Raw genomic sequence first — 10,926 nt, 5'->3', positions numbered from 1 at the left:
GGTCCCAAGGGTTGGGCTGTTCGCCCATTAAAGCGGTACGCGAGCTGGGTTCAGAACGTCGTGAGACAGTTCGGTCCCTATCCGGCGCGGGCGTAGGATATTTGAGAGGAGCTGACCTTAGTACGAGAGGACCGGGTTGGACGAACCGCTGGTGTATCGGTTGTCATACCAATGGCATGGCCGAGTAGCCAAGTTTGGAAGGGATAAACGCTGAAGGCATCTAAGCGTGAAGCCCCCCTCAAGATGAGATATCCCATAGCATAAGCTAGTAAGACCCCTCGAAGACGACGAGGTAGATAGGTTAGAGGTGGAAGTGCAGTAATGCATGCAGCTGACTAATACTAATAGGTCGAGGGCTTGACCTAAAGACAATTTTTAAATACTGGTATTCAGTAAAAGTTAAAAGTTTGTCTATGGTAAATGGATTAAATAAGATGTAAGTTTATAATAATTGAATGTGCAGTTTTGAATGTATAAGAATATAGACTATACAGCTAAAAGAAGTAGTTAGCTGTATAGTCTTTTCTGTATACCAATACAAATAACCACTTGCTATGCAAGTGGACCCTAACCGGCTTTAAGAGCTAAGATAAAAAACCTCCAATGTTATAAGTGAGGGTCCTAAACCGCACTAAAACAACAAAGGAGGCATCCAATTGGATAAGAATACATTATCACATACAACATGGGAATGCAAATATCATATAGTGTTTGCGCCAAAGTATAAGAGACAAGTGATATATGGAAATATAAAAGGCGAAATGATCTTTACACCAGATGAACCCTTGCTTGATTTTACATCTATCCCAATTCCTAAATCAGAATATAGCTGATTTGAAAAAACAGCAATTAAACCTGCTAAAAATACTAACACAGATCAATCATTTAAGTTATGTATGACCTTTTGAATTATTAATGTATATAAAAAAGTCCCTTTGAGGTAGAGTTTTATCTAACACAAAGGGGCTTTATATTGATTAAACATTAATATTAACAACTCTTCCATAGAGAAATTTAGAATATTTCAACGTTATAGAATCTCTATGAAGAGTATATTTTATGGATTTCTAATTTTTATATTTAAAAACTATTTCAGTTAACTCAAAAACATTCCTATTATTGTTCTGGTATAAATTGTTCAAAAATAAAGAAATCGAAGCATTTCTTACTTTTATTTAATTCCGTCTGAGAATTAATAGTCCATGCAAAGGTTGGTGTACTGTATAATTTGCGGCATATTACTAATGACAACATATAATGATGAATATGATTATAAGAAATAAAATCCGGCTTTGTAATAAAATTAAATAATAAATTCTGTAAAATAAACTGCAAAAATGAGCTCCCTTTTTCTTTATCTTTGATTAGATTGCTGGCTAATTGCCCTCTCATTACGGCAGGACGGTTTTTACGGTACCATTGCAACACTAATGGATTAAAAGACTGAATACAGTATAGTCCTTTATAGTGATCCAGTATTGGGGCTGCCATATTGCATAAAGTAGTATTAATACTTTCTACTTTGAATTCAATAATCAATGGAACTTGCCCATTCACCAAATCCAATACATTTTGTAAAGTAGGAATAGTCTCTTGTGATTGATAAAGCTTTATATTTTGTAATTCCTCATAAGTAAGTTCGTTTACTCTTTTATTAATACCACATACTCTGGTTAAGGAATAGTCGTGAAATACAACCGGAATGTTATCTTTCGTTAGTTGAATATCTATTTCAATACCATATCCATGTTTTACAGCCAGCCGAAAAGCTTCCATAGAATTCTCCGGTGATTTGCTATTGTCTTGATGAAGACCTCTATGTGCATAAAGCCTGCCTTGCCAAGGCGTAAAGTCATGCCTGTGAATTAACTTAGGTGCTATAGCTATTAAATACAGTATGGATAAGATAATAAGGATAACAAGTAAAATATAAATAAACATAATTCCTCCTGAGTAAATAAAACCAATTATTTTAGTCAAATTCTTCTAATGTACTTGCCTTTCTTATAGGCTTTGAATCTCCATGTTTTACAAATAGCATGGTACAAAATGATAGTACGGAGAATATAAAAGCATATGGAAATAGGGTACGGTACGAAATTTTAAGGAAAGCACCGGACATAATGGGTGTTAATGTTTGTGACAACATTGAAAATATATAATATAATCCGGTATATTTTCCTACATCGGCTCCACTGACCATTTCTACAACCATTGGATAAGAATTTACATTAATGGCTGCCCATCCAATTCCCGTTACAGCAAATACAACATTAATAAGGGGTGAGTAGGTTATGAATAAAGTGCCGCATAAATAAGAAACGGTCACTAATATAATACCACCAAGTATGGTTTTCTTTCTGCCAAATTTGCTGGAAATAAAACCAATGGGTATGTAACTAATTGTAGCAGCACCGGTAGCTACTATTAAAGCATCTGCAAAGCCTCCGCCTTTTAACCCCCAAACTTTCATAGCATATCGTGAGAATGCTGTAATTACCGCGTTGTAGGCAGTAAACCATAAGAATATAGAGGCAAGTATAAAGAATAAGCTTTTCTTTACTTCCGGCGGAAGGGTTTTCGAATCTTCATTAACAGAAGAGACAGTTTCTGCTTCCCCAATTGCTTCCTCATTCCTATTGATTTCAACCATTTCTTTTGCTAAGGCATTCTCTTTGATATTAGTAACCAATATAATAATGGCAACTACCATAACGATAGCAATTGCTATGAAAGCCAAAGTATAATCAGGATGTTCTACCTTAGGAATTGTCAGTTTAACCATAATTAAAGTATAGATTGCTCCCAAAGTACCCATTAGATTTATAATAGCATTTGCTTTACTCCTTAAAGGTTTTGGAGTAACATCCGGCATAAGAGCTACGGCAGGGGAACGGTAAGATCCCATAGCTATTAGTACTACTCCTAATGATATGAAAAACAACATAAAGTTGTGTGTCTTATTTGCAAATGGAATAAACATCATAAATACCACTGCAAAAAAAGTACCCATAATAATAAATGGAGTTCGTTTACCTAATCTTGTGTTGATTCTATCGGAAAATGCACCAAATAGAGGTAATAAAAATAATGCTAGAATATTATCCAGAGCCATAATTACACCGGTTAAAATCTCATCCAGATGAAAGGTGTTGGATAATATCAAAGGAATAATATTATCGTAGAGCTGCCAAAAAGCACAGATTGATAAAAATGCAAAACCAATAAAAAAAGTACGTACATAATTTAGTCTCGTAGCTTTCAAAGGTACTCCTCCTCATTAAATTTTATGACATAATTATATCACGTCTTCCATGCACAAACAATGGGTAAGGATAATATTTACATGAACTAAACATATAGGGATAAAGAGAAAAATATAAGTTGCAGAAAGCATAAGGAAGATTAAAATATATTAGAATAGTATATTACAGTATTCAGATATAAAGATGTCATTCTGAGAGCAAATCTTGTAATTATACCCGAAGAATCCTCTTTTTCAAAAGATTCTTCCCTTTACAAGCTCAGAATGACATTAGTTATTCATTATTTGATTGTAAAAAATATCAGCTCAATTTTCGAAGGATTTTTAATTCCTCTAGTAATACGTTCCTCTACTTCTTGAAATGTTCTAATTCCTTGGATTATTCTTGTGGAGCTGGATATTTGTCAGGATCTAATGCGTTATTAACAGCATCGATAATACCCTGGCTGGTAACAGTAGCAGATGTAACAACATCAACATCAGTTGAGTTAGCTTCTACGATTTTATTAGGAAGCTGATCAATAGCATTGGTACCGATACCTTCGGTTTCTTTTTCGCCAACAGCTTCAACAGAGATAATCTTATCTCCTTCTTTCTTAACCGTAACTGTGATTGGTCCACCAAAACCCTTACCTGTTCCTGTTAATGTTACTGCTTCATTAGAAGTTTCAGATGTTTTACCATCTTCAGTCCCCTTCTTGTCTTTAGAACATGCAACCATACTAGTAATTGCCACTAAGCATAATAAAGATAATAATACTTTTTTCATAAGCCCTCCTAAAATTTCTTACAGTCTTTATAGAAAGAAAACTGTAAATATAATGTCTAAAGCGTCAAGTAATTAACAAACTTGCAACTATATTATACCATATTCTTCATATAGGTCAATAATGAATAGTTAAAAAAATAACATTTTACTGACAACCATGAATTTATTGATATAATTCAAATGAATACTTCCAATGGGAATTTTAATAAATGTATTTAAAACACCAATTAAATTTTGTTAAGAAATATTCTTTTTTACAGTCAGAACACGGTCATATAAATCCCTGGTATTTCTGAAAATTACGTGGCTTACGTTAATTACAGTAATATTTTTAAGGGCAAGAATTGTCTTCTCAATTTCTCTGGCCCGTTCCATGTCCAGGGATGCAAAAGCTTCATCCATAAAAAGAATACTTGCTTTGCTTAATAGCGCCCTGGCAATTACCAATCTGCTTCGTTCCCCACCTGATATATTTTTACCATTATCATAGATTACAGTATCTAAACCCTCTGGGAGATTATTAACAAACTCCCTTAATCCAGAAGCATCAATAGCCTCATTAATATCTTCGTCGGTGTATTCTTTATATAAGGTAAGATTATTTTTAACCGTATCTTCAAATATAAATACTTGCTGTTCGATATTTGCAACTAAGGAAAAGTATTGTTCCTTTTTTATATCCTTTAAATCGTGTCCATCAATAGTAATTTGACCTTTGGTAGGGTTAAAATATTTACGTAAAAGTTTTAAAAGGGTAGATTTACCGCCTCCACTGGGCCCAACAATAAGATATTTGCCATTCTTCTTAAAGGTTAAGTTTATATCCGATAAGATAATTTGCTCATTATTTTCATAGTGAAATTCAACATCTTTAAATTCAATTTTATCATTAAATGACCTGATATCTACGGTTTCTTCATATGTATTCTCATTCTCAAGAGTTTTTTCAATCTTTTGGATTAAATCCTTTGAGGAAAATAATTTGGGGAATATTTCACTGACCTCAAACAGGGGCCATGCCATACGCTCAATTCCGGTTACTACAAGGAGTAGACCCCCTGGAGTTATTTTTCCTATTAAGGTAAAATAACCGATAATACAAAGAACACCATAAAAAGAACCTTGCATCAGGAAATTTTGAAAGCTATTGATAAAGGAAAGCATTCGTTCAATAAAGAAGCCTTTTTGCTGTATGGATTCACTTTTCTCATAGTAATCTTTTGTAACCTTTTCTTTTAAATTATAATTCTTCACAATGTGGAAAGCGGACAACACCTCTTTTATATAGGAAGTATACTCACTAAACATATCGCTTCGCTCTTTGTATGCCTTTTGTATAGGCTTTGCAGTTACAATGCTTACAATCAGATTTATTCCGATTATGATTAATCCCACTAACAACATTCGGATATCCACAGAAGATATTACCCATATTCCAACTAAAAAGTTTATTATACCATTGGAAACACTATAGATGCCGGTAATTAGATTTGCCTCCAGAGTGGAGTAGTCGTTGGTTAAGGCTGATATATATTTTCCGTTATTTTCTTTGTGAAATTCAGCAATATCCTTTTGAAAGGTTTTGCTTAAATAATATTTCTTTAATAAAAGATTGGTTTTCTTTTTAAAATAATTATTAGACATTGCCACTAAAATACCCAAGGGAACAAGAAGAGCAGCAAAGAGTAATACAGTAACAGATTTTGATTTTATCATGGTAATATTACCGGCTAAAGCATCATCTAAAATCCCCATAATTTTTATATTAACCCAGCCGTCGAAGGTGGCAGATATAGCAGATATTATAAGTGCCAATACAAGCCAGGGTATCATTTTATATAATCGTTTTAACATGTGATCACCTCATCAAAATACTCTTTTGCAGGGAAAGTATGAATATGACCATTTTTGACTTCGATAACATAGTCATAACGGTCTGTAACACCTTCGTAAAATCTATGGCTGATAGCAATTACCGTGCTATTAAGTTTTAAGAACACTTTCTCAATTTCTCTTCCAAGTTCTTCGTTTAAGCTGGAAGTACCTTCGTCTACAAATAGAATATCTGCATTCTTTGCAATAGCTCTGGCAATGGATATTCTTTGGCGCTGTCCACCGGATAAGTTCTTGCCATTTTCACTTAACCGTTCATTTAGGCCATTCTTTTTATCCTTAACAATGGATTCCAAGCCACATACCTTTACAGCATAATCAATCTGCTCATCCGGGATATCTTTATACAAGGATATATTATTGCGGATAGTATCTTCGAATAAAAATACATCCTGAAAAATAAAAGCTACTTTTTCATGAAAGGATTCTTCGGAGACATCTTTGTAACTTACACCGTCTGCAAGTATGTCCCCCTGATAGTTATCATAGGCCATAGCCAATAGATTCATCAGTGTTGTTTTACCTGCACCGCTGACACCTTTAATTAAATATTTTTTTCCCTTTTCAATGGTAAAGGACCCATCTTTTAAAACTTCTTTATTATCATAAGAAAAGTTTACATGGGATACTTCAATGCAATTGTTAAACTGAAAAGGCACTGTTCCTTTATGGTCACTTGTACCATAGCTTTCCGGTTTTGCAATCTTCTCATAAATGGTAATGGATGCTTTCGTCTGGTTCCACATAGGAAATGCATTGATTAAAAAATTACTCATGGACATAGTTAACTGAAATATAAAACCTGCTTTTCCCAGGGTAACACCATTTCCCATCTGACTTGCCAGATAGAGTAAAACTACCATGGATACGAAAAAGGCTAAAACATGGATTACATTTTTCTGTAATTCACTGAATACATTAGCTGCAAATTTACTCTTTTCCACCTGCTGGATGGTTCCAAGGCTTTTCTTTAGAAATTTATCTTCCATATTATTAAGTTTTAATATTTCCATACCATTAAAGGTGTTGGAGATATCTGTGGTAAATCGTTCATTGGAAGAGGAGATTTCTTGCTCCAACTTAGTGGTTTTTCTTGAAAATAAAGTTGCTAATGCAAATAAAACAATGGATACAGCTATCATGCCAAGAGCAATTTTATAATCCATACATATTAAAAAGATGAAGGATAGTAAGAACATACCTACATTAATTAGAAAATTAAGCAGACTGATAAAAAATTTATTCTCAAAAGTATTAACATCATTGATTAAGTTTGATATGTATATATCTTTTGATTTTTGAGAATATTGCTTAAAAGTCATATTCATAATTTTATCAAAGGCTTGCTGTCTGACATCTAATATGGTATCTCTCATGTAACGAATACGCAGCATACGTGAGATTAGAAAGTTCAGTGGAGAGTATAGAATAAAAAGAATGGTTACTGTTACAACAAATTTATAATAACCTAAATCTTTCTTTTCTAATGCACCTAAGATTAATGCAAATACACCCATTCTGGCAAAATGCTCTACGATAAACATAAAAGTTGCAAACAAATATTGTATAAACTTGTTTCCCCTTTTTAAGAGAAGTTCTTTCACTGTGTATAACCAACCTTTCTTCCCAGTATTTTTCATCAATTTATAAGATAGTATATTATAAGAAGATATTAATGTTTATGATGTAATAGTTATACAAGAATGTTCATTCATATACATCTTATATAGGAATAGTATTGTATATTTTACCACATTTAATAGTGAACGTATAGAAGAAAATGCTTAATAAATTTATTAAGAGAAAGAAGAAATAAGTAGTAAGTGGAAATACTCATTGAGAAAAAATGAAATATTGATAAATTATGAATCTATAAAAAGACCTGATTTATGGAGAAGGAATGAGGCTGTAAAAATGAATGAACCGCTGAGATAGTATAAAACTAAAAAATAGAAACCAATGAGTAGGAGTGAGGGGGTAAAATATGTGAGAAGAATAAAGTAAACAAAGCAATAAATAAATAAAACAACGAAAAGAATGCAGCAAATAATGCCTTCTCGGTCATTCCAAAATAAATGCTGCATTCTTAAAGTATTCTTATTATTTTATAACTAATCTATAGTGCTGATTACATGAAAAATAGATTATTAATTTCCAAGTTCAATACTAATTTCAGTAAACTTATCAAGAATATCATCTACCTTTAAATTATTCTTTTCTTCACCGGATTTATCCATAATTACATTTCCTTGATGCATCATAATAAGACGGTTTCCATATTCAACGGCATAACGAAGATTGTGAGTTATCATAATAGTAGTTAATTTTTTCTCTTTTACAATTTTATCGGTTAATTCCATAATAATCTCAGCTGTTTTGGGATCAAGGGCAGCAGTATGTTCATCCAAGATTAAGAATTCAATGGGTGTCATAGTGGACATGAGAAGAGACATAGCCTGCCTTTGTCCCCCGGACAGGGAGCCAACCGGTATATTTAATTTATCTTCAAGACCTAGATTCAGAGAGCGAAGTAATTCACGGTAATAATCAATTCTGCTTTTAGTAGTTCCTTTACGTAAATTAAAAGGTTTTCCTTTATTATCTGCCAAGGACATATTCTCTAAGATTGTCATATTAGGGCAGGTGCCCATAGAAGGATTCTGATAAACACGGCCAATGTGGCGGCCCCGTTTGAATTCAGGAATATTGCTGATATCCTTATCGTTTATGATAATTCCGCCGCTGTCAATGGGTATACTGCCACAGATAATATTTAGCAAGGAGGTTTTTCCGGAACCATTGCTACCAACAACGGACACAAATTCATGGTCTTTAATGGTTAGATTAAACCTGTCAAACAGGCACATTTCATTGATAGTTCCGGGATTATAGAATTTATTTATATTGCGTAATTCAAGCATTTGATTTCACCTTCCTTTTTCGGTCGTTACTTACTACCAGGATACCTAAGAATAGAATAGCGGTAATAAGTCTTAAATCGGAATTCTCCAGTCCAAAGGAAATAGCAATGGAAACACAAAGCTTATATAGTAAGGAACCGATAATGACTGCTGATGTTGATTTTATAAAGGAAGCCTTTCTAAACAGGTTGGTTCCTATGATTACACTTGCAAGTCCAATGGTCATTGTACCAGTTCCCATGGAAATTTCAAAGTATCCGGATTTCTGACAATAAATAGCACCAGCTAAGGCAACTAAACCATTTGCCAATGCAAGACCAATAATTTTTACTTTACCTTTATCAATGGCCAGAGAGGTTACTAGGGTTGAATTATCACCAACAGCTCGTAGTAAATAACCTGATTTGGTATTTAAGTAAAAATCTAAGATTAATTTCATAATCAGTAGGATAATAAGCAAAATAGTAACTGTAATATAAGGTTTAAATTTATCAGAAATAAATTTTTCTAAAAAACTATTTTCAAAGATGGTTTCTTTTGAAAAGATAGGTACGTTAGGTGAGCCTGCAATTCTTAGATTAATGGAGTATAGCGCAGTCATCATGATAATACCGGAAAATAAATCTCTTACTCTTAATTTTACATGAATGAGCCCGGTAAAAGTTCCTGCCAGGGCACCAGCTAAGAAGGAGATAAGCAAGGTTAAAACAGGGCTTACACCTGCAATAATCAACACCACGGATACTACACCTCCTAACGGGAAAGTCCCGTCTACCGACAGATCCGGAAAATCCAATATTTTATAGGTAATGTATACTCCAAGAGCCATGATTGCATAAGCAAAGCCTTCTTCTAACACACCTAGAATTAAGTCAAATATAAATTCTATCATGTTTACCTCATTTCTGCGCCGATTTTGTGCATCTCAGGTTTGTGCTCACAGCGCAGACACAAACCTGCTCAGTGAAAGATTTATCTTTCACACTTCTCGTTTTCTTATTATTCTTCTATAGAGCTGAACATTTCAGCAGCAGAACTTACCAAATCCTTTGGTAAAGTTATTCCAAGGTTTTCTGCTACAAAGGTATTTCCATAAAAAGAAGCTTCTTTAAATACTTCAAAATTCATTTCACTTGCCTTACTATCACCTTTTAACACTTTGGCTGCCATTTTACCGGTTTTAACACCCAGTTCATAATAGTTAAGTCCCATAGCAGCAAGGCATCCGATTTTTACTTGCTCTATTTCGCTTCCGAATACGGGGATACCTTTCTTACCTGCTTTATTTAATATGGTTGGAAGAGAACTTACAACAGTGTTATCTGTTAAATTAGTGAGACAATCTACTTTACCTAATAAATTATCAGTTGCAAGTGGAATATCAGCAGGGGCAGATATTCCGCTTTCTATGATTTCAAAACCATAATCAGCAGCTTTTTCTTTATATTCTTTAATGGCCGATATGGAGTTTACTTCGCTGGTGCTATAAAGAATGCCAATTTTCTTAGCTTCCGGTAAAATGGAACGAATCATTTTCAGTTGTTGTTCAACAGGAAGTTTATCACTAGTTCCGGTAACCTGGCCGGCAGGAGTGCCGTCTTCCTTTGCTAACTCAGCTAAAATTGGGTCTGTCACTGCTGTATATATAACAGGAATGTTTTTCTTTTTTGCAGCCCCATAAGCACTTTGTGCCATAGGTGTAGCAATGGCTGCGATTAGGGCTGCTTTTTTTGCCACAAGGTTGCTGGAGATTTGGGCAGCAGTACCACCATCTGCCTGTGCATTTTCATATATTACATTTAAATTTTCATTCTCTACGTAACCTTCTTCTGCCAATCCTGCCAAAAAACCTTCGCGGCAATTATCCAAGGAACCGTGTTCCGCAAACTGGGCGATTCCAATTGTAATTTTTCCATCCTCTTTTTTCCCGCATCCTGTAAACAAACTAAGTGCTAATACTAATACAATTATTAAAGAAATATTTTTTTTCATATTATCCTCGATTCTGGCGCTTTGAGCGCCTATAAATAACGACAGCAATCTTATGCTTCAGCACAAATTGCCGGTTGAAAAAGATA

At 33.9% G+C, this 10,926-nt stretch carries 8 protein-coding genes, 1 rRNA gene and 1 pseudogene; 2 read left to right on the top strand and 8 right to left on the bottom strand.

Annotation, left to right across the window (positions count from 1 at the left end):
• Together BM183_RS17970 and BM183_RS17965 are read left to right on the top strand one after the other, a co-directional pair.
• A 23S ribosomal RNA gene (locus tag BM183_RS17970) occupies positions 1–365 on the top strand; the annotation flags it as partial.
• A 291-nt stretch (positions 366–656) separates the two neighbouring features.
• Positions 657–764, top strand: a pseudogene (locus BM183_RS17965) (transposase); the annotation flags it as partial.
• 352 nt (positions 765–1,116) lie between these two features.
• Here BM183_RS17965 and BM183_RS17960 read toward each other — a convergent pair.
• The 8 genes from BM183_RS17960 to BM183_RS17925 form a co-directional block, all read right to left on the bottom strand.
• On the bottom strand, positions 1,117–1,941 hold the full coding sequence (locus BM183_RS17960) for a glycerophosphodiester phosphodiesterase family protein (protein WP_242961044.1): 825 nt from the start codon (positions 1,939–1,941) through the stop codon (positions 1,117–1,119).
• A gap of 31 nt (positions 1,942–1,972) precedes the next feature.
• Positions 1,973–3,265 (bottom strand): MFS transporter, encoded by a 1,293-nt coding sequence (locus tag BM183_RS17955; protein WP_091688582.1) that lies wholly within the window; start codon positions 3,263–3,265, stop codon positions 1,973–1,975.
• A gap of 379 nt (positions 3,266–3,644) precedes the next feature.
• The gene (locus tag BM183_RS17950; protein ID WP_091688580.1) at positions 3,645–4,034 is read right to left on the bottom strand and encodes an FMN-binding protein; all 390 of its coding nucleotides are present in this window, start codon (positions 4,032–4,034) and stop codon (positions 3,645–3,647) included.
• Positions 4,035–4,271: 237 nt separating this feature from the next.
• On the bottom strand, positions 4,272–5,888 hold the full coding sequence (locus tag BM183_RS17945; RefSeq protein ID WP_091688578.1) for an ABC transporter ATP-binding protein: 1,617 nt from the start codon (positions 5,886–5,888) through the stop codon (positions 4,272–4,274).
• Positions 5,882–7,531 carry an ABC transporter ATP-binding protein gene (locus BM183_RS17940; protein WP_170848067.1) on the bottom strand — a complete coding sequence of 550 codons (1,650 nt, stop codon included), beginning with the start codon at positions 7,529–7,531 and terminating at the stop codon, positions 5,882–5,884. Before BM183_RS17940 ends, BM183_RS17945 begins: the two co-directional genes overlap by 7 nt.
• A 543-nt stretch (positions 7,532–8,074) precedes the next feature.
• Positions 8,075–8,848, bottom strand: a complete 774-nt coding sequence (locus tag BM183_RS17935; protein WP_091688573.1) for an ABC transporter ATP-binding protein — start codon at positions 8,846–8,848, stop codon at positions 8,075–8,077.
• The gene (locus BM183_RS17930) at positions 8,841–9,728 is read right to left on the bottom strand and encodes an ABC transporter permease (RefSeq protein WP_170848068.1); all 888 of its coding nucleotides are present in this window, start codon (positions 9,726–9,728) and stop codon (positions 8,841–8,843) included. Before BM183_RS17930 ends, BM183_RS17935 begins: the two co-directional genes overlap by 8 nt.
• A gap of 119 nt (positions 9,729–9,847) precedes the next feature.
• Positions 9,848–10,840: an ABC transporter substrate-binding protein gene (locus tag BM183_RS17925; protein WP_091688569.1), complete on the bottom strand. Its 993-nt coding sequence runs from the start codon at positions 10,838–10,840 to the stop codon at positions 9,848–9,850.
• Between the last annotated feature and the right edge of the window lie 86 nt (positions 10,841–10,926).

Origin of the sequence: Anaerocolumna aminovalerica, from assembly GCF_900115365.1 — a bacterium.
Classification (GTDB): Bacteria; Bacillota; Clostridia; order Lachnospirales; family Lachnospiraceae; genus Anaerocolumna; species Anaerocolumna aminovalerica.
The sequence above is the reverse complement of the archived record's forward strand: the minus strand, read 5'-3'. Positions and strand labels throughout refer to the sequence as shown.

Excerpts from the sequence above, each read along its gene's own strand:
- BM183_RS17925 (WP_091688569.1), bottom strand. The coding sequence starts at position 10,840 with ATGAAAAAAAATATTTCTTTAATAATTGTATTAGTATTAGCACTTAGT.
- BM183_RS17935 (WP_091688573.1), bottom strand. The coding sequence starts at position 8,848 with ATGCTTGAATTACGCAATATAAATAAATTCTATAATCCCGGAACTATC.
- BM183_RS17945 (WP_091688578.1), bottom strand. The coding sequence starts at position 5,888 with ATGTTAAAACGATTATATAAAATGATACCCTGGCTTGTATTGGCACTT.
- BM183_RS17960 (WP_242961044.1), bottom strand. The coding sequence starts at position 1,941 with ATGTTTATTTATATTTTACTTGTTATCCTTATTATCTTATCCATACTG.
- BM183_RS17950 (WP_091688580.1), bottom strand. The coding sequence starts at position 4,034 with ATGAAAAAAGTATTATTATCTTTATTATGCTTAGTGGCAATTACTAGT.